Here is a 22458-nt window from a genome sequence, read left to right as displayed (position 1 = left end):
GCGCCCGATGCGTACCGGTCTGCTACCCGCTCAGACCCGTGTTGAGTATTCTAGACGCCCCTGCCGATCGCCTGTCGCTGACCCCGGCGAACTGCTAGTTGTTGCTTGATGTCCAGTGGGCCTGTGGAGGGGCGGTCTCGTTTCGCGGCAGTCTACACGAATTCGGCTTTAGCAGATCAGCAGCATCACAGGACAGTCGTGTTTCAGCGCTCTCGGAGCGCTGGCGCGAGCGCGTTTGGAAAATCGAAAACTGGGAGCATTATCGATCATGACTTTCGCAACAAAAATCCGCAGCTCCGTCCCGGCGCGCATGCTGGCGAAGGGCGCACAGGCGTTCCTTCTGTCCACGGCGTTCACCGTTGCAGCCGCTGCACAGTCCGTGTCGCTTCAGATCGGCACCATTGAATCGCCCGCCGGCGCAAACTCGCAGGGCTGGCAGGCTTTCGCACAGTATGTCGAGGCTGCTTCCGGCGGTGATATCGCTGTCGAGCTGTTTCACTCCGGCCAGCTTGGCGACACGGAGAAACTGCTCGAAGGCGCGAAGCTCGGCATCAACAAGATGGTGCAGGGTGACGAGACGCTGACCGGCGCATATGAGCCGATGCTGGCGTGGTTCACACCTTACCTCTTCCCCGACGAGTTCGTGATGAAGGCGTTCTTCGAGAGCGAGACCTTCGGCGAGCTGAACGAGATGATGGCCGAAGACATGGGCGTGCGCGTTCTCGCCGCATCGCCTTATGGCTTCTACAACTTCATCAACAAGACGCGCCCGATCGACAAGCTGGAAGACCTCGATGGTCTGAAGCTGCGCACCCTGCCGAGCAGCCAGCTCACCATCAAGGCATGGGAAGCGCTCGGTGCGGCTGCAACGCCGGTTTCCTGGGGTGAGATCTACACCTCCATCAGCACCGGTGTGATCGACGGCCTTGGCCACACGCTCGGCATCATGGTCGACCAGAAATATTACGAGGTCGCCAAGAACGTTACGCTCGACAACAGCATCGGCGTGGTCAACTTCTACCTGGTCAACGAGAACTTCTGGCAGTCGCTTAGCGACGAGCAGCGCAAGGTTCTGAAGCGCGGCGCGGAAATCGGCGCAGCTGCCGAGTTCGGCATCGCCAGCTACCGCAACCGGGTCGATGCGCTCGAGGTCCTGGCAGAGAACGGCGTCGACGTGCGCCCGATCAGCGAAGAAGAGCGCGCCCGTCTGCGTGATGCGGCCCAGGCGGCCGTCGTTCCGTGGATGAAGGAAACCATCGGCGCAGAGATCGTCGACAAGGTGTTTGCCGAAGTCGACGCCATCGAGAAGCGGCTGGGCGGCAACTAACCAGCTTTGCAATATGGCTTGCGGCGCTGCCGAGGCGCGCCGCGAGCCTTTTCGTGTCGAGGCGGCTTCTCAGCAACGGGCGGCCACGCATGCTGTGGGAAACCTGCGCCCGCCGACATCGCGATTGCCTAACCGGACAGTTCGGCTAAGAGATTGCCGGCGCTGGCGTGCGCTCAAACCGCCACGGGTGCAGTCACATGGCCCCGGAGAGGCTGCCGAAAGGCTCCCCGACAGGCTCCTGACAGGCCCCCGACAGGCCCCCGACAGGAATGAATCCAACGAGAGGCAGCATCTCCATGAAACGTCTGCTGACACTATTCGACAGCGCGATACAGCTTTTCATCGCGGGCTGCATAGCCACCATCATGGTGGTCATTGCGCTCCAGGTGGTCATGCGGGCCACGGTTGGCGCTTTGCCCTGGCCTGAAGAACTCAGCGTCATTCTGATGCTCTGGGGTCTAATGCTGGCAGCGGCCTATGTGCTTAATGAGCGCGGTCATGTCGGCATTCAGTTTTTCGTCGACATGCTGGGGCCGCGTCCGGGTGCTGCGATCAGCGCCCTGATGCATGTCATCATCATCATCTTCTGTGCGGCGGTCATCTGGGGCGCAATCGACAAGGTCGAGTCTGTCTGGAACCTGAAAACGGGCTCGCTGCGCATTTCGCGCGCCGTTCCGCAACTGGCCATTCCGGTCAGCTGCGCCGCCTATATCTTCGTCTGCCTGCGTCTCATCGCCGAAGACATCGCGATCTGGAGGCGTTCGTCGTGATCCTCATCATTCTTCTCGCCAGCTTCCTCGTATTCCTGCTGCTCGGAATGCCGGTGGCTTTCGCCATTGGCGCGGCAAGCCTTGCCGCGTTGGTTGCCAGTGACCAGAGCCTCGTTCTGCTGTCGCACTTCATGTATATCGGCATGGAATCCTACGTGCTGGTGTCTGTTCCGCTTTTCGTTCTGGCGGGTGAAATCATGCTGCGCGGCGGCATGACGCGCTCCCTGACCGAGTTCGCGGACATGCTGGTCGGCCGTCTTCGCGGCGGCATGGGGCACACCAACATTGCCGGCAGCGTCTTTTTTGCCGGCATCACGGGGTCGGCCTCCGCCGATACGACAGCGCTCGGTTCCGTGCTCATCCCGGCCATGGCGGAAAAGGGTTATGACCGCGCCTATGCGACGGCCATCACCATCGCGTCGTCGGTGATCGGGCCGATCATTCCGCCCAGCCTCACCTTCGTGATCTACGCCATGGCGGTGGGGGGCGATGTATCGATCGGCCAGCTTTTCCTGGCCGGCATCGTTCCGGGCATTCTCGTTGCTTTTGCATTGATGGTGATGAACTACTGGATCAGCCACAAGCGCGGCTACGAGAAGCGCACCACGCGCTACAGCTTCGCCGAGATCGTGCAGATCACCCTGCGCAGCCTGATCGTTCTGGTCATGCCGGGCATCATCGTGCTTGGCGTGCTGAGCGGCAATTTCACGGCCACGGAATCTGCTGCTGTCGCTTCGGTCTATGCGCTCGTTGTGTGCTTCTTCGTGACCCGCACGCTGAAGCTGGCCGAGTTGCCGTCAATCTTCTTCAGCTCGGCCAAGGTCAGTTCCATCATGCTGCTCCTGCTGGCGACGAGCAGTATCCTGTCCTACGTGCTCACCACACAGGGCGTTCCGCGCTATCTGGCAGAGTTCTTCACGTCGGTGACCGAGAACAAATATGTGTTCCTGCTGCTGCTCAACGTGATGCTTTTGGCCATCGGCACGGTGCTCGACCTGTTCCCGGCGATCATCATTTTCGGACCCATCTTTGCGCAGATCGCCGATGGTTACGGCGTGGACCCGGTGCATTTCGCCGTGGTCTTCTGCGTCAATCTTCTGCTGGGGCTGAACACGCCGCCGGTTGGCTCGGGTCTGTTCATCGGTGCGGCCGTGGGCCGGGTGAAGCTGGAAGACCTGATACGTCAGGTCCGGCCCTTCATCCTTATGGAGCTGGTTGTGCTTCTGGTGCTGACCTATGTGCCGGCGCTGACGACCGAACTCCCGCGAGAACTCGCCAGACTGCTTGGCTGGTGAGTGGAGGGGCGTGATTGATGGAATGGCGGTTGCGACTGCCATTCCCGCCCCTCACAAAAAGAACAAGAAGCAGAACTCCTGTTCGGGGCGGCGCGTGATGAGCCGCCCCTTTTTCTTGCGCGGTGTCTCAGGTCAGTTTCGCGCGGATCCGGCGCGATACGGCGTCGATCACCGACACAGTGACCAGGATCATCAGGATGATGAAGGCGGCTTCCTGCCAGTTGTTGATGCGGATGCGGTCGGAGAGTTGCAGACCGATGCCGCCTGCGCCGACAATGCCCAGAATGGTGGCCGAGCGGACGTTCGACTCGAAGAAATAGAGCACATGGCTCATCATGACCGGGAAGACCTGCGGGAAGACACCCAGACGCATGACGTGAACATCGCCGCCGCCCGATGCGCGAACGCCTTCGACGGGCTTTCGATCCGTGTTCTCGATGGCTTCGGCAAAGAGCTTGCTGAAGATCATCACATCGCCCACTGCAATGGCGAGGACGCCGGCAAACGGCCCGAGGCCGACGGCGGAAACGAAGATCAGCGCCCAGACCAGACCGTCAATGCCACGAAAGGCGTCAAAGAAGCGGCGCAGGCTGAAGTGGAACAGCCAGTTAGGCACGATGTTCTTTGCACCGAGAAAGCCGAGCGGCAGCGCGACGATGGCGGCAATGAGCGTGCCGAGAAAGGCCATCGCCAGCGTTTCGAGCATGGCCTGACAGTATTCCCAGAAACCATCACCGGGCCATGGGGGAATCATCAGTGTGACCAGAAGGCCGAGCTTGTTGAGGCCCGCAACCAGGCGCATGGGCGAGGCATCGATCCACCAGAGACCGAAACCGAGCAGGGCGAAGAAGCCCAGCCACAGGGCCCAGTCGCGCAGCTTTTCGGACAGGGGGCGGGAGAAGAGTTGCGGATGGGTGCGCCTGAGGCGGGCAATGTCGGCGTGCGGGGCAGCGGTCATGGATCAGGCGCTCTGTGTGAGTGAATGGCCGATGAGGCGATGGCGGATGAATTCGCAGGTGATGTCGATCACCGAAGTGGTGAGGATCAGAAGCAGCATGATGGCCGAGATATCGGTGTATTCGAACTGGCGGATGGCGACGTACAGCTCTTCGCCAATGCCGCCGGCACCGACGAGGCCGAGGGCGGAAGCGCCGCGCACATTGATCTCGAAGCGCAGCAGCAGGTAGCTGGCGTAGTTCGGCAGGACCTGGGGGACGACACCGAGCCGCATGATCATCGGCCAGTTGCCGCCGGCGGCGCGAACGCCTTCAATGGGGCGGGGATCAACGTTTTCGTTGACCTCTGCAAACAGCTTGCCCAGCGAGCCGGCGGTGTGAACGGCAATGGCGAGAACGCCGGCGAACGGGCCAAGACCGAACGCGAACACGAAGATCAGCGCAAAGACCAGCTCCGGCACGGTGCGGCAGAATTCGAGAATGCGGCGGGCGGCGAAATAGATGCCGGTGCTCTCCACCAGATTGCGCGCGGCCGGAAAACACAGCGCCAGGGCGAAGACGCCTCCCAGAACGGTGCCGACAAAGCCCATGAGAATGGTCTCAACGAGAAGGCGGAGCCAGTAGCGCAGACCCCAGTACCACTCAGCCAGATCGGACCAGAAGTTCTCAAGCGTCAGGGTGGGCATGGTTCCAACAATGTAGTTCCAGGCCATGGGAAGGCCCTTCACCAGTTTTGGAATGCTGAAATCGCTGACGAAAACGGAGCCGGCAAGCGCTGCCAGGAACAGGGCGCCATACAGGATCGTCCAATTGCGGTGGGTGATCTTTTGCTGGCGATAGCGCTCGTTGAAGGACGTTAGACGCTCATCAAGCGTGCTCGGTCGCATAGGACTGGCGGTGGGGGGCAGTGTGGACACGAACGCCTCGTTGCAAAAAGAGGCCGGCACGCTTCATGCGCACCGGCCGGGAGTGATCAGTTCTTGTTCTTGCGACGCTCTTTGGCGTTGAACTCGGTGATGGCGACTACGTTGAGATAGTCTTCGTGCTTGGCCGGGGAATAACCGCTGGAGGTGCCACGGGTGTATTCGGCGAAGCCTTCAGGGTCTTTCTCCGGGAAAGCCATCAGTGCGGTCTTGAACTCTTCCTGCAGCTCTTCCGGCAGGCTGGTGAGCATCATGACCGGCGTGTTCGGGATGACCGGCGATTTCCAGATGATGCGCGTGGAGCCGGGTTCGATCAGGCCCTTGCGTTCCATGGTCTGGATGTTGCCGGCTTCTTCATTGCGCCAATGGGTGGCGACGGCCTCGAACGTGCCGTTGACCAGCGCCATCACGCTCTGTTCGTGTCCGCCGGAGAAGGCGACTTCGCCGAAATACTCGTTGGGAGAGGTCTCAAGCTCGGTCGACAGGTAATAGGACGGAACGGCATAGCCCGAGGTCGAATTCGGGTCGGCGAAGGCAAAGGACTTGCCCTTGATGTCTTCCAGATTCTGGTAGGGGCTGTCGGCGCGGACGGCGATGATCGAGTAGTAGCCCAGATTGCCGCCGCTATCGAGTGTCACGGCGACCGGAGCGATTTCCTCGCCCATGATCTTGCGGGCCAGCGCGTAAGCGGCCGGGCCAACCGAGGCGACCTGAACGTGCCCCGAGCGCATGGCCTCGATCACGGCGGCATAGTCGGTGCCACGGATCAGGTTCACGGGCACGCCGAGTTCACGGCTCAGATAATCGGCATAGGGCTGGTTGCGGGTGATGGCGTCGGTTTCGTTTTCGCTCGAGGAAATACCGATGGTCAGTTCGGGATATTCTTCGCGCCAGTCCTGGGCGAGAACCGGGGACGCAAGGGCGAGCGAAACCAGCGCGGCCACAAAGCCACGGCGAGTCAGGGTGTGCATTGATGTAGCTCCGAGTTGGGGAGGAGGGGCGGTTAGTGCGCCATCTCCATCTGTCGTTGTCCGGTTTGGCGTGCCGCGCCGGTGGCAGCGATGGTCGAGGTCAGGCTCTCGTCCACGGCTGTTTCTGCGTCATCACCGTAGATCTGCTGGATCATGGCGCTCGTCAGCTGATCTGGCGTGCCATCGAAAATGACATGCCCATGGGCCATGCCGATGATGCGGTCGCAATAGGCGCGGGCTGCATCGAGCGTGTGCAGATTGGTGATGACGGTTATCTTGTCCTGCCTGTTGATGGCGCGCAGCGCCTCCATCACGAGCCGGGCATTGCGCGGATCGAGTGAAGCGATGGGCTCATCGGCAAGAATGATGCTCGGCTTCTGCATCAGGGCGCGGGCGATGGCCACGCGCTGCTGCTGACCGCCGGAAAGTGTGTCGGCGCGCTGCAGCGCCTGCGAGAGCATGTCGAGCCGGTCCAGCGCGATCGCGGCATTGGCCCGATCCGTGGTGGAGAAGTGCTTGAAGATGACCGGCAGGGTGCGGGCGTTGCCGATACGGCCGATCAGCACATTGGTTAGCACGTCGAGCCGATTGACGAGGTTGAACTGCTGGAAAATCATGGCGCATTGCGCGCGCCATGCGCGCAGTGCGTTGCCATTGAGGTTGCCGACATTCACGTCGCCGCAGGTGATCTGTCCTTCGTCTGCGGTTGCGAGCCGATTGATCAGCCGCAGCAGGGTGGACTTGCCGGCGCCGGAGCGTCCAATGACGCCGACCATCTGGCCCGGTGCGAAATTGGTCGAGACGTCGTTGACGGCAATGGTGTCACCAAACCGCTTGGTGACGTTTCTCAGTTCCAGCATGTTCAACCCCGTAGCGTTGCTATGCACTGACCCTAGATCGCTTTGATGACGCGGCTAACTCATTCGAATGACATGTTCGTGACGGCTTGCGATACCGGCGGGCAGCACCTTTCCGTCGGCATGAACAAGGCGGCCGCGCGAGAAGGTGGCGTGGACCTGCCCCACGCCCGTTGAAGACGCGACAAGCATGTCGGCGCGCAGTCCCACACGGATTTCGCCGCGGTCCAGAAGGCCAAGCGCACGTGCAGGGTTGAACGATGTCAGGCGCGCAGCGCCGGCCAGCCCGTCGGGGTCGGTCTCGGCCAGCACCAGAACCGCCGGCAGCATGGCGGAGGGGTGATAGTCGGCGGCGAGTAGGTCGAGCACGCCGGAAGCATGGGCTTCCCGTGCCGAGAGATTGCCCGAATAGGACTGGCCGCGCAGTGCGTTGGGTGCGCCCATGGCGTTCAGCATGCCACGTCGATGAGCTTCCCGGGCGGCCTCAAGCGTTACCGGAAATTCGCTGATTTTGATCCCGAGCTGCTCCATCAGCGTCACTTTTTCGACCGTGTCATCATCATGGCTGGCCACGGGCACGCCATGCATGGCGCAATACTGGGTAATGGCGCGCAGTGTGGCGATCATGTCGCCGGCCGTTTCCTGCCGGTCCCTGATGCGCTGTTGCAGCTGCTCGGCAGCGGCTTCAAGCGAGATGCCCTTGTTGCGGGAGATGTTGGCCGCCTGAAGCTCCAGATCACGATACTGTCCCTGACCGGGCGTGTGGTCACAGAGCGAGACCAGATCCACCGAGCCTTCGCTGACCAGTTCCTTGACCACCGAAAGGGCAGCGGGAAACGTCACTTCGAAACGGGCGTGAACGCGATGATCGATGAGCAGATTTGGCCGTGCGGAGACGACGGCGCGGATCAGTTTGCTGGTGAAGTCGTAGGAACGCATATGCCCGTAGGCCGAGCCCGGAGCGAAGGACAGCGAGGCATAGGCGGTGGTGATGCCGGATGTCGCCAGCTTCATGTCGAGGTCGCGCAGCCCCATGTCCATGGGCATGCGCACGCCGGGGCGGGGCTCCATCTCGCGCTCGATCATGTCGCCATGCATGTCGATCATGCCGGGCAGTAAGAGAAGGCCATTGCCTTCCATGTCTGCGCCGGAAACCGGGGTTTCGCTGATCTCTGCGATCAGACCGTCTTCGATGCGCAGGGCGCCCCTGTCGATGACGCGGTCTGCAAGTACGATACGGAAATCAGAGAGCCACATGGTCTTCTTCCTTGGTGAGCTGGTCTGCGACGACTTTGGTATTGAGATTGATTTCACGGTCGATCAATGCGGCGACATCGCCGGGATGATGGAAAACGCCGATGATGGCGACGCCGTGCGCTTTCAGATCGGAGAGGCGACGCACCAGCGCCTCGCGCGCACCGGCGTCCAGCGATGCCGTCGGCTCATCCAGCAAAAGCAGACGCTGCGGCAGGATGAGGGCGCGGGCCAGATTGACCTTCTGCTGCTCGCCGCCCGAGAAGGTGCTGGGATAGGCGCGCCAGAGCTCTGGCCGGACACCGAACTGGTCGAGCCAATGGCGGGCCTGATCCAGCGCTTCATCCTGTGCGATGCCCGCAAGGCGAAGCGGTTCGGCAACGATGTCCTGCGCCGCGACGCGCGGGCGGGCGTTCAGGAACTGGGTGACGAAGCCGATTTCCTCGCGACGCAGCAGGGAAATGTCGACATCAGCCGCATTGGCAAGGTCGATTTCACCATGGCCGGAGCGGTACCAGACATGGCCGCCAACGGGCAGATAGCTTCGCCAGATGGTGCGCAGCAATGTCGATTTGCCAGCGCCGTTGTGGCCGCGAAGCAGCAGGAATTCGCCCTCGTGGAGGTCGAAGCTTACACCTTCAAAGGCATGCAGCGCGCTGTCGAGGTGATACATGCGGAAGGTCTTGGTGAGGCCTTCGACACGCAGCAGTGGGGTGGTCGTCATGGTCTCATCCTAGAGTTTGGCGTGCACGAGCTGTTGCGTGTAGGGGTGCTGCGGGTCCTGAAAGATCTGGTCGGCCAGCCCCTGTTCGACCACCTGCCCATGGCGCATGACCATGACGCGGTCGGCCATGGTGCGGATGACGCCGAGATCGTGACTGACCAGAACCATGGTGATTTTGCGGTCACGCTGCAGGCGCTTGAGCGTGTCGAGAACCAGAGCCTGAACCGATACGTCGAGGCCCGTGGTTGGTTCATCGAGCAGGAGCAGCGCCGGCTCAAGCGCGATGGCCTTGGCCAGCTGCACGCGCTGCTGCATGCCGCCCGAAAGCTCTATCGGCCGCGCATCCATCCGCTCCAGGGGGAACTCCGAAGCATCGAGCGCCTCGCGGGCTCTGGCGCGCAACACATCGAAGCTGCGTTCGCCGGCAATCAGAAGTCGCTCTGCAACATTGCCGCTTGAGGACTGGCGCATGAGCAGGCCGAGATGCGGGTTCTGATAGACGATGCCGATATGGCGGGCGCAGAGCATGCGCCGCTGATAGCGGGTGAGGTCGAACAGATTGCCGTCCTCGCGGTCAGGCAGGCGCAGCCGGTAGTCGCCGGTATCGGGCGTGTCTTCGAGGTTCATCATGCGCAGAAGCGTGGACTTTCCCGAACCGCTTTCCCCGACAATGCCCATGACTTCGCCGGGATAGACCGTGGCGTCCACGTCGCGCAGGGCGCGCACATCGCCAAAGCTCCTGGAGATGTTGTTCATGGTCAAAAGCGGTCTTGCCCGCATCAGGCGCGGGGCCTCGCGCTCAAGCGCGGCAGGCGTGAGATCAAGGCTCATGCTGAATACTCCCCGTCGCGGTACCAGGTCTCACCGATCTCGGTCGGTGCGCCTTCTGCCTTTTGAATGGCCTTGATGCCGAGATTGCTGTCGGAGACTTCGAAGGTCGACCCGCCATTGTCCTGTGGAATCTCGTTCATGAAATAGCCGGAGAGGCCCGAGCGGCGGCAGGTGAGATGTGCGTGTTCTTCCACCTGATAGGGGCGGTCGGAGAACACAAGCGGTTCGACGCGGGTAAATGGCGGAACGGCGAAGAGGCGTTTTTCGCGGCCTGCCGAGAGGAAGGTCAGGTGCTTTGCCATGTTCAGCTTGGGCACGTCCCAGCGCGGAATGGGCGAGGGCGTCATCACGTGGCGGCCATTGACCATGCTCGGATAGGCTGCGCCTTGCATGATCCGGCCCTTGCGCACGATCTGCTCATAAAGCGTGAGCCAGAGTTTTCCGTAGTCGGCGTCCGCATGCATCTGCCGTGCAATGGACATGTTGGGCTCAACGCCGCGCAGCGGCTCCGGATTGGGAACCTGGAGGACGAGGATCTGATCCTCGCGCATGACCTCTTCCGGCACGCGGTGGCGGGACTGGACAATCGAGGCGGAGAGCGTGTCCCAGGTTTCTGCAGCGCCGGACACGCGGGAGATGAAGCGGCGGATCGACGCCGCGTTGACGCCATCATCCGCGCCCTGGTCGATGACCTTCACGGTCGAAGCCGGGTTGACGAGGGTGAGCGTGACCTGAAGGCCGCCCGTTCCCCAGCCGCGCGCCATGGGCACTTCGCGGCTCGCATAGGGCATCTGGCACCCCGGCACGGCGATGGCCTTTAGCATCTTGCGGCGCAGTTCGCGTTTGGCCGACGCGTCGAGAAAGCCGTAGCTGGTTGCGGCCCAGTCCTTTGTGAGAGAGGCAAGGCTCATTCTGCTGGCTCCATCTGGCGGGTTTCTGCCGGCGCAGCATCGGCTGCAGTTTTTTTCGCCCTGGCGTCTCGCATCGCGTCGAGCACCGACTGAAAGGTCACGTAGTGCGGCAGCTTGAAGTGGATGCAGAAGCCCGAGGCTTCCACGCTTTCGGTGTGGTAGAGGTAGAACTCTTCATGCACGGCCGAGCCTACCGGGGCTTCGGCCGAATTCAGATCGAGCGTTGCTGCGGCGATGACCTTGACCTCGTTCCAGCCGAAGGTCGCGGCGAAGCCGAGTTCGAGATAGCCGCCCTTTTCCTTGGACGTCACTTCGGCCTGGCTGACGCGCACGCGCCCGGCTGAGAACTCCGTGCCGCGCGGGTGGCGCACCACCACATTGGCTTCGCCGAGGCGCAGTTCGTTGACGGTCGGGTGGGCATTGCCATATCCGCGCATGGCGGCATAGCCGAGGGCGAGCACACCGCCGGTTTCTGCGCGGGCAAGGCTTTGCAGGCGATGGGCGCGTGACGCGGGAAAAAGAAGCGGCTCGCGCGTCAGGTCGGGAATGTCCTCCGGTGCGGTGTCCGGTTCTGTGGCCGGGGCGACCAGCCCCTGCTGACGCTGCCACTCGGCCAGAGAAGGCTGGCGTGCAGGCGCCGGGGCCTGTGCGCTGTCGACCGGCGGCGGCGTGAAGGGTTTTCCTTCCAGCACGTCTGTTGCCAGAACACGGTGCGAATAATCCAGCGTCGGCCCGAGTATCTGCCCGCCGGGAATGTCCTTGAAGGCGGCGGAAATGCGGCGCTGCGTGAGCACTTCATCCTGCTGCACGGGACGGGCGATGGCGAGGCGCGGCTGGGTGGTGCGCCAGGCGCGCAGAACCAGCACGGCTTCGGAAAGCTCACCGCCCGTCTGCGCCAGCGCGAGCGCCGCGAGTTCCTCATCATAAAGCGAGGCTTCGCCCATCACGCGGTCGACCAGATAGGGCATGGTTTTGCGGATCGTGTCGACGCGGGCCGCGTCGATGGGGCCAAGGTCCTGACGGAACAGCCGTTCGGCCTGTTCGATGGCCTTTTCGCCACCACGGGTTGCCACATAGGCCATTCTAGAGAACCTCCACCTTGGTCGAGCGCGGGATGCCGATGACGGAACTCGCATCGACGAAAAAGCAGTCAAAGCCTTCCGGATAGGCGCAGAGCATTGCGCGCATGGCCCAGAAGGCCGGTGGCGCGTCGAGTGAGATCTCTGTTGGCTCTTCAATGCCGGGGCCGCTGAGCCGCAGGCGCTGGCCTGCGTGCCGGGCGGCGGCGATCAGCGTCGCGCCATTATCGGGGTAAAGGGGACTGCCGCAGCGAAGCTGGACGATCTGGTCCGCGGCGTTTTCGAGCGACGACAGGAAGACATGGTCGGCCCGCGAAACATCACCTGTGACGAGCGCTCCGCTGGCGGAGACGGCCTCGCGCAGGTCCGGCGTATCGGCAAACACGGTGCATTCGAGGTCCACCAGCGTTTCGGCAATACCGGCAAGGCCGGCATCCGGCATGACGCGGGCATCCCCCGGGCGCGACAGCGCCCACATGAGCGCCTGGAATGTGGAATTGCAGCGCAGTTCAATGGCGTCGGGTGGTGCAACGGTCAGCATCAGAAGGTCTCCATTTCGACGCGCGTGGCTTCCACCTGACGCATGCGTTCTTCATCGACGGTTGCGAGATGCGCTTGTTCTTCGGCGAGCAGAGTGGCGGTGGCTGTTTCCTGCCCGAATGCGGCGATGCACAGGTCAATGACGGCCATCGCCATGGCGCGTTCGAGATCGCGGCCGGTCACCATGCCGTAACCGATGTTACCGGCTTCGTCGGCAATGTGGGCTTCGCTGACCAGCACTTCGCCCAGATGGAAATCCACATTCTGGACCGTGTCCCTCATCGGCACCATAACGAGGCCGGTGCGGTTGGCGATGACGGTGATTTCGCCCATCTCTTCAAGCAGGATTTCGGCATGCTGTTTGAGCCGGTCGGGGCGGGCGCGGGCGAGAATGTCGAGCGTCGCGGGGTGATCGCTGTCACCGGGTGGAAATGTATCAGTCATCGGAAGGTCTTTCGGTGGTCATGACGGTCGGCTGGTCTGCTTCGAAGGTGAACTGCACACGATCGCCAGCCCATACGGCCTCGGAGAAGCTGATGGGGCGTCCGTCGAGATCGGCGTCCACTTTCTGGACGACCAAAACGGATTGCCCCGGGCGCATCATCAGCATGGCGGCCTCCCGTTCGGAGGCGATGCGGGTCAGGACAGTGGTGCTCTGGCGCCGGTAGTCGGTGATGCCGTAGCTGCGATAGACATCGGTTATCGACCGGGTGTCGCGCCGGCGTTCCAGCAGATCCGGGAAGCGCGTGGCATCGTAATAGGCCCAGCCCGTGCTGATCGGCAGATCATTGGCGAACCCGCGCCAGGAGCGGGCGAAGACGGGAGCCTCCGCAGCGATCTTCAAGGCCGCAGCCACACGGGTGCTGGCAGGAATTTTCATTTCTGAAAGGGTTTCGCCCGAGGCGGTGAGGCCCTGGGACAGGAGATTCTCGCGAAAACGCGTTCGCTCGCCGATCACGTAGTTGAGCAAGGGCGCGCGTTCCACGAAAGTGCCGCGCCCGTGTTCAACACGCAGCTTGCCTTCTGTCACCAGTGCTGCCAATGCTTTGCGCAGAGAGTGACGGCGCGCGCCATAGAGTACGCAAAGCTCGGGTTCAGACGGCAGTTTCGTATCCGCTGCCAGCCTGCCCGAGATGATTTCTTCGCTGATCCTGTCCCGGGTTTCCTCCCAGGAGTATCCTTGATTTCGCATAGCACCAACTCATTCGAATGAGGCGGTTCTAGCGAAACCCAATGACACGTGCGTGACGGTCAGAAGGTTGTCAGGGAGCCTGGGTAGGGAGAGCGGAAAACGGCATTGAGATAGCTGAAGAAGGGGATACTGCTGGGTGGCAGCCCATGCATCTGCCTTCGCTTATTCTCAAAGCTGCGGTTCGGCCGCGACGAGACCTCTTGCCACAAGGTCAGCCCATTCGCCCGCATCCGTTTCCGAGGCGATGAGGTCGTTGCGGATCTCGATCTCGACGCAGGGAATGCCGCGCTTCTCGCCATGAACCGGCACCGCATAGTCGGTGGCGTCGCTGACTGCATAGGGCTGGTTGCTGCCTACGCACAGATCCGTGTTCTTGCGAAACCAGTCAAGCATCGCCGGTGACAGTGTTTTGTCCCGATTGAACAGAATGCCGATTTCCCAAGGGCGGCTCTTCCCCAGAAACACCGGTGTGAAGGAGTGGATCGTGACCAGCCGGGTCTTGCGGCCTGCTTTCGTGCGTTCGTCCAGCGCCGCCGAGACGGCGTTGTGGAAGGGCCAGAAAATCTCGTCGGCGCGCATGTTGCGTGCGCTCACGGAGAGGTTCCTGTTGGCCGGCACTTCGGTGCCCTCGCTGATTTCCGGCGCGAAGGTGGCGACATCGGGCTGGCGATTGCAGTCGCAGACAAGCCGAGAATAGCGCTGCGTGTAAAGCGGCGCGTTCAGAAGCTCAGACAGTTTTTTTGCCACCGAAAGCGCACCGATATCCCAGGCGATGTGGCGCTTGAGATCCGTCTCTGAAAGCCCCATCGTGCCGAGACTCTGCGGAATGCGCCGCCCCGCATGTTCACAGATGATGAAGTAATCCGACCCGGCGGATTCGTTGAATGTCTCCAGAGGGTGCGGCTCGTGCGCCGCAAGGACCCGAAGAGGGGCGGTTTCATTCAAATCGGACACGCAGATGCCTCCCGCAAATTTTGTATGAAATCGTACAAATCCATTTGTTTTATTGCAAGATGTATCTTTTTGTTGACGCTGGTCCTGCCGCCGCCATATCGTTGGGTCAACAACAGGGGAGCGAGTTTGTCGTGAGTGACACGCCGGTTATCGAGGCTTCGGGCCTTGCGAAACGGTTTGGCGGGCTCTTGGCCGTCGATGGATACGATTTGCAACTCGACAGGGGGGATCTTGTCGGGCTGATCGGGCCGAATGGCGCAGGCAAGACGACGGCTTTCAATCTTCTGACGGGCGTGCTCAGGCCGTCATCCGGCAGGATTTCCGTGAACGGTGCAGACATGACCGGACAGCCGCCACACATGATGGCGCGCGCCGGGCTCGCGCGAACGTTTCAGAATATCCGCCTGTTCGAGGATCTGAGCGTGCTCGAGAATGTCATGTGCGGCGGGCATATGCGCCACTCGGCGAGCACACTCGCGACGATGCTTCAATTGCCGTCCTTCTGGCGTTCGGAAGAGACGCTGCGCCAGATGAGCCGTGACATCGTCGACCGGATTGGCCTCAGCGCCTTTGCGCAGCGGCGCGCGGGCGATCTTTCCTATGGCGATCAGCGGCGGGTGGAAATCGGACGGGCGCTCGCGGGCGAGCCTGCGGCGCTGCTTCTTGACGAGCCGGCCGCCGGTCTCAACCCGTCCGAGACGAGCGATCTCGTTTCCTTCATCCGCCAGGTCAATGCGGAGTTCGGGATCGCCGTTCTGGTGGTCGAGCACGACATGCATCTGGTGATGGGGCTTTGCGACCGCATTCAGGTTCTCAACCGCGGCAAGCTCATCGCAGAGGGGTCCCCGCAGGAGGTGCAGAAGGATCCGGCGGTCATCGAGGCGTATCTCGGCACCGGACGCAAGGAGAAGGCCCATGCTTGAGGTGCGCGATCTCAATGTCTATCGCGGCGCGACACATGTGCTCAAAGGCGTGTCGTTCGATGTGCGGCAGGGGCAGCTTGCGGCGCTGATCGGAGCGAATGGCGCAGGCAAATCGACCACGCTTCTGACACTCTCGGGGCTTCTTCGCCCGCGCTCCGGCAGCGCTACCCTCAGGACCGACGGCGCGGAGCTGGATCTGACCCGGCTCTCATCGGAAAAGATCGTTCGCGCGGGGCTGATCCATTGCCCGGAGGGGCGGCAGATCTTTCAGTCGCTGAGCGTTGCGGAAAACCTGGACATGGGCGCTTACACACAGCGCGACCGCGCCGAGGTGCGCCGCACGATGGAGGAGGTGCACACGCTTTTCCCCATTCTGGCGGAGCGGGCCAATGTGGCGGCCGGCTCGCTTTCCGGTGGTGAGCAGATGATGGTTGCCATCGGCCGGGCGCTTCTCGCCAAGCCGAAAATGCTGTTGCTCGACGAGCCATCTCTTGGCCTCGCGCCGCTGGTGGTGGAAACGATTTTCGACGTGATCCAGCGGCTGAAATCCACCGGCGTCACCATTCTTCTGATCGAGCAGAACGCGGCTATGGCGCTGGAGATCGCAGACGCCGCCCATGTCATGGAAAACGGGAGCATCGTCTTGTCGGGAACGGGTGAGGAACTCGCCAGCAATGACCGTGTGCGCCAGTCCTATCTGGGGGTGGCGGCATGAGCCAGTATCTGTTTCAGCAAATCATCAACGGTCTGGCGCTGGGCAGTCTCTACGCGCTCGTCGCCATCGGGTTTTCGATGATCTACGGCATTGTCCGGTTGATCAATTTTGCCCATGGCGACCTCGTGATGATCGGGGCTTTTTCCACCCTTGCGCTTGTGACGGCCGGTGTGCCCTGGCCGCTGATCCTGGTCTTCGTTCTGGCCATCGGCGCGATTGCCGGCATGACCATCGAGACCATCGTTTTTCGGCCGATACGCGGCGCAAGCCAGGTAACGGGCTTCATCGCCACACTGGCGGTTTCGATTGCCATTCAAAACAGCGCGCTGATGATCCTCTCCGGGCAGCCGCGCAATTTCCTCTTTCCCGCCTTCATGCGCCAGCGCGTGGGTTTTGGCGGCGTGAACGCCTCGCTGACGGACATCGCCATCATCGTTCTGACGCTTCTTCTGATCGGCGGTCTCTTCCTCGTGGTTTACCGCACGCGGCTTGGCCGGGCGATGCGCGCAACGGCGGAAAACCTGACGGCGGCGCGCCTGATGGGCGTGGCGGTGAACCGCACGATCCTCGCCGCCTTCGCCATCGGCAGCGCGCTTGCCGCCGTCTCCGGCCTGTTCTGGGGTGGCAAGTTCGGGCAGATCGATCCGCTGCTTGGCTTCGTGCCCGGCCTGAAGGCCTTTGTCGCCTGCGTGATCGGCGGCGTCGGCTCCATCGGCGGGGCCATGCTGGGAGGCTATATTCTCGGGCTTTCGGAAGTGCTGTTCGTGGGGCTCCTGCCACAGGAGTTCTCCGGCTACCGGGACACGTTCGTCTTTCTGCTGCTGATCGTGATCCTGCTCATCCGGCCCTCCGGCCTGTTCGTTCGCCAGACCGAGGAGCGCGCCTGACATGCCGACGCCTTCGCAAACCACGTCCGTGGCGGAAACCGCTTCGGCTCCGACAACGCCACGCAGCGGATTTGTCGCCGCCATTCTCACAATCCTTGTAGCTGCGGCGGCCGTGTGGGCCGCACAGCAGGGGCTGAACAGCTATCTCGTCACGCTGCTGGCGCTCCTGTTTATCAATGCAGCGCTCGCCGTGTCGCTGACATTGACCAATGGCCTGACCGGACTGTTTTCGCTCGGCCATCCCGCGTTCATGACCATCGGGGCCTATGTGGCCGCGATCCTGACATTCTCGGCACGGCGCAAGGGCTCCATGCTTCCGGGTTTGCCGGACTGGCTGGCTTCGACAGAGCTCTCCATGTTCCCGGCGCTCCTGATTGCAGGTCTTGCCGGCGGGCTGGTCGCGCTTGCCATCGGCTGGGCGGTGCTGCGCCTCAAGGGGCATTATCTCGCGGTCGCAACGCTTGGTCTCATCATCGTGGTGCAGGGGCTTGCGACCAATTGGGATGGCATCACGCGCGGCGGCGCGGGCCTGAGCGGCCTGCCGCGTCACGTGGATATCTGGTGGGCGCTGGGCTTCCTCGTCATCGTCGTCGCCATTACGTGGCGGGTGAAATTTTCCTCGCTCGGACGGGCGATGATGGCGGTGCGGGAGAATGAACTCGCAGCCTCCTGCAGCGGCATCAACGCCGCGCGGCTAAAAATCCTCGCCTTCGTGATCGGCGCGGTGATGGCCGCCATTGCCGGCGCGATGCTCGCCCATCTCATCAGCGTTGTGACGCCGAAAACCTATTCCGTCCTGCTGGCCTTCAACATCGTGGTCATGGTGGTGATCGGCGGATCGGGCAGCATCACCGGTGCGCTCGTTGCGGCAACGGCCATCACGGTTCTCTCCGAGGCGCTGCGCCCGGTGGAGGAAAGCATCGGCCTTTATGGTATGAGCCAGGTCATCGTGGCGCTGTGCCTGATCGTGGTTCTTTATCTCAAGCCGGGCGGGCTGTTCGGCAGCGGCGAGCCCGCTTTCGTGCGCCGTCTGTTCAGCGGAAGGAAAACGCAATGAGCGCACCGCGCCAGCAGGATATTTTTGAGACGCGGGCCCAGCCATTGCGCCGGGAGCGCACCGGGCTTCTGGTCATCGATGTGCAGAACTGGGTGATGGACGAGGCGAACCGCCAGCCACGCCCGGAATTCTACGCGGCCGCGCGCGGTGAGGTCATTCCCAACATCGCAAGGCTCATCGATGCGACGCGCACCCGCGGCGTGGAAGTCATCTACACGGTGATGGAGAACTATACCGAGGACGGGCGAGACCGCAGCCTTGATTACAAGCTGTCGAACTTCTTCATTCCAAAGGGCTCGGTCGATGCGCAGGTGATCGACGAAGTCGCCCCGCGCGGCGACGAAATGGTCATCCCGAAGACTTCATCGAGCCTCTTCAATTCGACGAATTTCGAGTATCTGGTGCGCAATATCGGGCTCGATACGATCATCGTCACCGGGTTCCTGACCGATCAGTGTGTTGACCACACCATTCGTGACGGCGCTGACCGCGGATTTCACATGATCTGCGTTTCGGATGGATGCGCGACCGATACGCAGGCGCGGCATGTTTCGGCGCTCAACGCCTTCAAGGGCTATTGTCGCATGGAAACGACGGACAGTCTGATTGCCGCCATGGAGCGCGATATCGTCTCCGGCTGATGAGACGCGGTGACTGGGAGGAGTGACGGGGAGGCGCGGTGCGTCTCCCCGTTTGCATCAAAAGGATCAGTAGGCCTGCCGGTATTTCGCGCATTGCTCTTCTGGCGAAAGGTCTTTCATCAGCTCCGCCTCGAAGCGCTTGTGTGCAACATAGGCGGAAACAAGCTCCTCACCGAAAAGCGGACGCAGCGCAGTCGCGCCTTCAAACAGGTCGAGGGCGGCATCGAGCGACTGCGGAAGCCTGACGATGCCAAGCGCCTGACGTTCGTTCTCCGTCAGATGCTGCGGGGGCTGGCGGCATACCTGCGGTGCTTCCATCGCCTCGTCCAGACCGTGGAGACCGGCAGCCACCAGCGCGCCCAGCACCATGTAGGGGCTGGCTGCGGCGTCGGCGGCGCGGAATTCGAAATGGAACTGCTTCGATATGTCGACACCGGCGCCGGGGAACACCGGGCATATGCGCAGACCCGCCTCGCGGTCGCGCTCGCCCAGATTGTTGTAGGCCGCGCTCCAGCGGTCCGGCGTCAGGCGCAGATAGGAAATGCTTGAGGCCGCTGTCACTGCGGTGATGGCGGGCATCAGGGCGAGGATGCCGGACAGGAAGCTCGCTGCTTTCGCGGATACTGCATTCGGGGCTGAAGGGTCGTGGTTCACCGGCGCGCCGGTCTCGGCGTCCAGCAGCCCGAAATGAACGTGGACGCCATTGCCCACGGCATCCGGCCGCAGGATCGGCGTGAAGCTTGCGCGGTGGCCGAAATGCTGCGCAACGGCGCGCGCGATTTCGCGTACGGCAACGGCGTGATCGGCGGAGCGCTCGTCATCGGCCGGGCCGACCGTGACTTCATACTGCATCGGCCCGTATTCGGGCATGAACGTATCGATCTCCAGCCCGGCTTCCTTGAGCGCGCCCAGATAGGTTTCGGCGAACTGCCCCTGACGGCGGAATGAATCGAGCGCGTAACTCGAATTGGGGCGCTCCTCCATGCCTTCGATCAGGAATTCGTGCTCGAAGGCGGCCTTGAGGCGCAGGCCGTGTCGGGTTTCAAGCTCATGTAGCATGCGCTTGAGAAAACTGCGGGGACACACGCTCCACGGCGTGCCGTCGAGGTTCATGATATCGCCCATGATGAAATGGCTGGCTGCTGCATCCGGTCCGAAGTCGACGCGAACGCGCGAAGCCGGGTCCGGCGTCAGCACCGTGTCGCCATAGGGCCCCCATGGGGTTGGGGCGATCGGGCCGTGCGCGGTGATCATGCTGTTGGTCGGTGTCCAGCCGATGCCCTTGCGCAGCCTCGCCTCCAGATCCGAAGCAGGAAAGCCCTTGCCACGAACCTGCCCGGCAAGATCGGCGGTGCAAAGCATGATGATTTCTTCGCGTTTCATCGAACCCCTCATTTTCGTTTTGATTTGCTCCGTTCCTGACCGAACGTGCCTTCGGCGAGCCGGGTGCGCAGGTCTTCGAGCGTTTCGAAGCGTGTCCGCCCGGCTGTGTCCGCCTTGCTGGCTGCAGCGCCGACCAGCGCTTCGGCGACCCCCATGCCGATGGTCAGAACGTCGAAAATCGACGGCGATTCCACCGGGAAGGTCAGAACGAGATCGGCCGAACGGGCAGCCGGCGACTGCCAGATATCGGTCAGGAGGATAACGGTTGCGCCGCGCTTGGAGGCGGCATGGGTGAACTGCACCACATCGTCCTGGTAGCGGCGCACATCCAGAACGACCAGAACGCTGCCCCGGCCCATGTCGAGCAGGAACTGCGGCCAGGTCTGGGTCTGCCCGCTGATCGGATGAATGCGCCCGCGTATCGCCGAAAGCAGGTCGCCCATATAACGCGCCACATGGGAGGAATAGCGACCGCCGAGCAGGTGAATGTCGCGCTTGGGGTCTGCTAGAAGTGCTGCAGCCCGGTCGAACTCCTTCTCGGGAATAAGATCCGGAAGGCTACGAAAATACTCCGCCATGCGGTCGCTGGTGCGCGCGAGATAGGATTCGTCGGTGGCTGCATCGCGCACCTTGCGCTCACCAAAGCGCAGCAGGGGCGATTGCAGACTCTCTTCAATGTGGCTGCGCAGCGCTTCCTGAAATTCGGCGTAGACCGGGAAGCCGAGGCGCTTGACCAGCCGCAGCACAGTGGCGGTGCTGACGCCGCTCTGCTCGGCAAATTCGGCAACCGTGGTAAGGCCGGCCATCGGATAATTGGCGATCAGGTGTCGCGCGGCGCGCGCTTCGCGGCTGCTGAGTTCGGGCAGGGCCCGGCGCAGATCCTCCAAAACGTTCATAGCCCCTGCTCCGCTTCCCGTCGCGCATTTCCAGAATGTATCAAATCAGACAAAATATCCATTTGGAAGAAAAAATGTATCATTCGATTGACGTTCTCCAATTGCAGAGTCATGCTGATGACATCGCATGAGCCTTCCCGGGGCACCTTGCGTCAGAGGGTGACATTCAACAAGAAGCAGGGAGATTGGCATGAAACACTTGATTGCCGCATCGGTGGCTTTGGCCGCCGTTATGGGCGCGGCCAACGCGCAGGAAACCATCAAGATCGGTGCGCTCTACAATGTAACTGGTGGAATGTCGTCACTCGACGGTCCATCGCTGAAGGGCGCACAGCTCGCTGTCAAGCAGATCAACGCCGATGGCGGTCTTCTGGGCAAGCAGATCGAATTGATCGCGCCGGACGGAAAGACGGATCAGCAGGAAACGGCAAAGGCCGCGCAGCGCCTTATCTCGGAAGGGGTCGTGGCCGGCATTGGCGAGTCCGACACCACTTTCGTCATGGCGGGCGCGCCGCTGTTCCAGGAAGCGGGCATCCCCTTCGTCACGTCGGGCGCAACGCATCCCGAACTGCCGCAATGGGTTGGCGATTACATGTTCATGGCGCCGTTTGGCGATGATGATCAGTCCTACGCCATCGCCGATTATGCCTATGATGAACTCGGCACTCGCAAGGTTGCGGTGTGGACCGACAATTCCATGGACTTCACCAAGGCGCTCAGCAAGTTCTTCGTCGAACGGTTCGAAGAGCGTGGCGGCGAGATTGTCGGGACCGACAGCTTCATGATGGGCGACACGGATTTCTCCGCACAGATTGCGCGTCTCGCCTCCATCGACCCCGCGCCCGACGCGGTGTTCGTTTCGGCGATCCCGTCCGAGGCCGGTCTCTCCGTGAAGCAGATCCGCGAGCAGGGCATCACCATGCCAATCGTTTCCGGTGACGGCTTCGACACGGAACTGGTGTCCACCGTTCCGGGGCCGGAGCTTGCTAACGATGTCTACTTCTCCACGCACACCTATCGCGCGGATGATCGCGATGAAGTGAAGGCGTTCATCGCGGACTACAAGGCCGAATATGGCATCGACCCGGAGAATGCCTTTGCGCCGCTAGGCTATGACGCGCTGATGCTGGTCGCGGATGCGATCCGTCGCGCTGACTCGGCGGAGCCGGCGAAGATTCGCGATGCGCTTGCCGAAACGCGCGGCTTCAAGGGCGTGACCGGCGAGATCAGCTACACGCGCGAAACCATGGTTCCGCCGAAGCCGGTATCGCTGATCAGCGTGCACAATGGCAAATACACGGTTGAGGAAATCTGGAAGCCAGAAACGGAATAGGATCTGGCGTGAAACGGCGGGGCTCACGCCCCGCCCACT

At 62.1% G+C, this 22458-nt stretch carries 25 protein-coding genes; 9 read left to right on the top strand and 16 right to left on the bottom strand.

Annotated features, from left to right (window positions below; all coding sequences use genetic code 11):
- Positions 1-268: 268 nt before the first annotated feature.
- Both ACRTG1_RS02270 and ACRTG1_RS02265 read left to right on the top strand, forming a co-directional pair.
- Positions 269-1327 carry a TRAP transporter substrate-binding protein gene (locus tag ACRTG1_RS02270; protein ID WP_206552948.1) on the top strand — a complete coding sequence of 353 codons (1059 nt, stop codon included), beginning with the start codon at positions 269-271 and terminating at the stop codon, positions 1325-1327.
- Positions 1328-1623: 296 nt separating this feature from the next.
- Positions 1624-2097 (top strand): TRAP transporter small permease, encoded by a 474-nt coding sequence (locus ACRTG1_RS02265; RefSeq protein ID WP_162742415.1) that lies wholly within the window; start codon positions 1624-1626, stop codon positions 2095-2097.
- Here ACRTG1_RS02265 and ACRTG1_RS02260 read toward each other — a convergent pair.
- Positions 2057-2146, bottom strand: coding sequence for a hypothetical protein (locus ACRTG1_RS02260; RefSeq protein WP_367184979.1), 90 nt, complete (start codon positions 2144-2146; stop codon positions 2057-2059). The genes ACRTG1_RS02265 and ACRTG1_RS02260 overlap by 41 nt on opposite strands.
- On the opposite strand from ACRTG1_RS02260, the gene ACRTG1_RS02255 reads away from it, so the two are divergent.
- Complete coding sequence (locus ACRTG1_RS02255; protein WP_366916801.1) at positions 2106-3392, top strand: TRAP transporter large permease; 1287 nt, start codon at positions 2106-2108, stop codon at positions 3390-3392. The genes ACRTG1_RS02260 and ACRTG1_RS02255 overlap by 41 nt on opposite strands.
- A 127-nt stretch (positions 3393-3519) precedes the next feature.
- Here ACRTG1_RS02255 and phnE (ACRTG1_RS02250) read toward each other — a convergent pair whose 3' ends face one another.
- From phnE (ACRTG1_RS02250) to ACRTG1_RS02190, 13 genes are all read right to left on the bottom strand, one after another.
- On the bottom strand, positions 3520-4350 hold the full coding sequence (gene phnE / locus ACRTG1_RS02250) for a phosphonate ABC transporter, permease protein PhnE (protein ID WP_206545045.1): 831 nt from the start codon (positions 4348-4350) through the stop codon (positions 3520-3522).
- Between the two features lie 3 nt (positions 4351-4353).
- A complete protein-coding gene (gene phnE / locus ACRTG1_RS02245) occupies positions 4354-5265 on the bottom strand; it encodes a phosphonate ABC transporter, permease protein PhnE (protein WP_224873258.1) in 912 nt (303 codons plus the stop codon).
- A 56-nt stretch (positions 5266-5321) separates the two neighbouring features.
- On the bottom strand, positions 5322-6242 hold the full coding sequence (gene phnD / locus ACRTG1_RS02240) for a phosphonate ABC transporter substrate-binding protein (protein WP_113156679.1): 921 nt from the start codon (positions 6240-6242) through the stop codon (positions 5322-5324).
- Between the two features lie 32 nt (positions 6243-6274).
- Positions 6275-7102: a phosphonate ABC transporter ATP-binding protein gene (phnC, locus tag ACRTG1_RS02235; protein WP_113157124.1), complete on the bottom strand. Its 828-nt coding sequence runs from the start codon at positions 7100-7102 to the stop codon at positions 6275-6277.
- Between the two features lie 54 nt (positions 7103-7156).
- Complete coding sequence (locus ACRTG1_RS02230) at positions 7157-8356, bottom strand: alpha-D-ribose 1-methylphosphonate 5-triphosphate diphosphatase (RefSeq protein WP_206545044.1); 1200 nt, start codon at positions 8354-8356, stop codon at positions 7157-7159.
- Entirely contained in the window at positions 8343-9077 is a 735-nt protein-coding gene (locus ACRTG1_RS02225) for a phosphonate C-P lyase system protein PhnL (RefSeq protein WP_297558551.1), read from the bottom strand. Before ACRTG1_RS02225 ends, ACRTG1_RS02230 begins: the two co-directional genes overlap by 14 nt.
- A 9-nt stretch (positions 9078-9086) precedes the next feature.
- Complete coding sequence (locus ACRTG1_RS02220) at positions 9087-9908, bottom strand: ATP-binding cassette domain-containing protein (protein WP_206549323.1); 822 nt, start codon at positions 9906-9908, stop codon at positions 9087-9089.
- Entirely contained in the window at positions 9905-10819 is a 915-nt protein-coding gene (locus ACRTG1_RS02215) for an alpha-D-ribose 1-methylphosphonate 5-phosphate C-P-lyase PhnJ (protein WP_206545041.1), read from the bottom strand. The genes ACRTG1_RS02220 and ACRTG1_RS02215 overlap by 4 nt, the downstream gene beginning before the upstream one ends.
- Complete coding sequence (locus tag ACRTG1_RS02210) at positions 10816-11901, bottom strand: carbon-phosphorus lyase complex subunit PhnI (RefSeq protein WP_432515690.1); 1086 nt, start codon at positions 11899-11901, stop codon at positions 10816-10818. The genes ACRTG1_RS02215 and ACRTG1_RS02210 overlap by 4 nt, the downstream gene beginning before the upstream one ends.
- A gap of 1 nt (position 11902) precedes the next feature.
- Entirely contained in the window at positions 11903-12439 is a 537-nt protein-coding gene (phnH, locus tag ACRTG1_RS02205) for a phosphonate C-P lyase system protein PhnH (protein WP_432515689.1), read from the bottom strand.
- A complete protein-coding gene (phnG, locus tag ACRTG1_RS02200) occupies positions 12439-12882 on the bottom strand; it encodes a phosphonate C-P lyase system protein PhnG (RefSeq protein ID WP_432515688.1) in 444 nt (147 codons plus the stop codon). Before phnG ends, phnH begins: the two co-directional genes overlap by 1 nt.
- Positions 12875-13630: a phosphonate metabolism transcriptional regulator PhnF gene (phnF, locus tag ACRTG1_RS02195; RefSeq protein ID WP_113156685.1), complete on the bottom strand. Its 756-nt coding sequence runs from the start codon at positions 13628-13630 to the stop codon at positions 12875-12877. The genes phnG and phnF overlap by 8 nt, the downstream gene beginning before the upstream one ends.
- Before the next feature lie 168 nt (positions 13631-13798).
- Positions 13799-14584, bottom strand: a complete 786-nt coding sequence (locus tag ACRTG1_RS02190) for an N-formylglutamate amidohydrolase (RefSeq protein WP_432515687.1) — start codon at positions 14582-14584, stop codon at positions 13799-13801.
- A gap of 131 nt (positions 14585-14715) precedes the next feature.
- On the opposite strand from ACRTG1_RS02190, the gene ACRTG1_RS02185 reads away from it, so the two are divergent.
- From ACRTG1_RS02185 to ACRTG1_RS02165, 5 genes are read left to right on the top strand one after another with little or no spacing between them, the layout of a single operon-like run.
- The gene (locus ACRTG1_RS02185) at positions 14716-15507 is read left to right on the top strand and encodes an ABC transporter ATP-binding protein (RefSeq protein ID WP_432515686.1); all 792 of its coding nucleotides are present in this window, start codon (positions 14716-14718) and stop codon (positions 15505-15507) included.
- Positions 15500-16222: an ABC transporter ATP-binding protein gene (locus tag ACRTG1_RS02180; RefSeq protein ID WP_113156687.1), complete on the top strand. Its 723-nt coding sequence runs from the start codon at positions 15500-15502 to the stop codon at positions 16220-16222. The genes ACRTG1_RS02185 and ACRTG1_RS02180 overlap by 8 nt, the downstream gene beginning before the upstream one ends.
- Complete coding sequence (locus tag ACRTG1_RS02175) at positions 16219-17109, top strand: branched-chain amino acid ABC transporter permease (protein WP_113156688.1); 891 nt, start codon at positions 16219-16221, stop codon at positions 17107-17109. Before ACRTG1_RS02180 ends, ACRTG1_RS02175 begins: the two co-directional genes overlap by 4 nt.
- Before the next feature lies 1 nt (position 17110).
- Complete coding sequence (locus ACRTG1_RS02170) at positions 17111-18166, top strand: branched-chain amino acid ABC transporter permease (RefSeq protein ID WP_206545035.1); 1056 nt, start codon at positions 17111-17113, stop codon at positions 18164-18166.
- Entirely contained in the window at positions 18163-18807 is a 645-nt protein-coding gene (locus ACRTG1_RS02165; RefSeq protein ID WP_432515685.1) for a cysteine hydrolase family protein, read from the top strand. Before ACRTG1_RS02170 ends, ACRTG1_RS02165 begins: the two co-directional genes overlap by 4 nt.
- Positions 18808-18873: 66 nt before the next feature.
- Here ACRTG1_RS02165 and ACRTG1_RS02160 read toward each other — a convergent pair whose 3' ends face one another.
- Positions 18874-20190 (bottom strand): glutamine synthetase, encoded by a 1317-nt coding sequence (locus tag ACRTG1_RS02160; protein ID WP_432515684.1) that lies wholly within the window; start codon positions 20188-20190, stop codon positions 18874-18876.
- A gap of 8 nt (positions 20191-20198) precedes the next feature.
- Positions 20199-21086, bottom strand: coding sequence for a MurR/RpiR family transcriptional regulator (locus ACRTG1_RS02155; protein ID WP_206545032.1), 888 nt, complete (start codon positions 21084-21086; stop codon positions 20199-20201).
- A 190-nt stretch (positions 21087-21276) separates the two neighbouring features.
- Between ACRTG1_RS02155 and ACRTG1_RS02150 the strand changes: the two genes are divergently transcribed.
- A complete protein-coding gene (locus ACRTG1_RS02150; RefSeq protein ID WP_206545031.1) occupies positions 21277-22419 on the top strand; it encodes an ABC transporter substrate-binding protein in 1143 nt (380 codons plus the stop codon).
- Positions 22420-22458: the final 39 nt, after the last annotated feature.

This window comes from Nitratireductor sp. PBL-C9 (assembly GCF_050877045.1).
GTDB lineage: Bacteria > Pseudomonadota > Alphaproteobacteria > Rhizobiales > Rhizobiaceae > Nitratireductor > Nitratireductor aquimarinus.
This window is presented reverse-complemented; position numbering and strand designations above follow the sequence as displayed.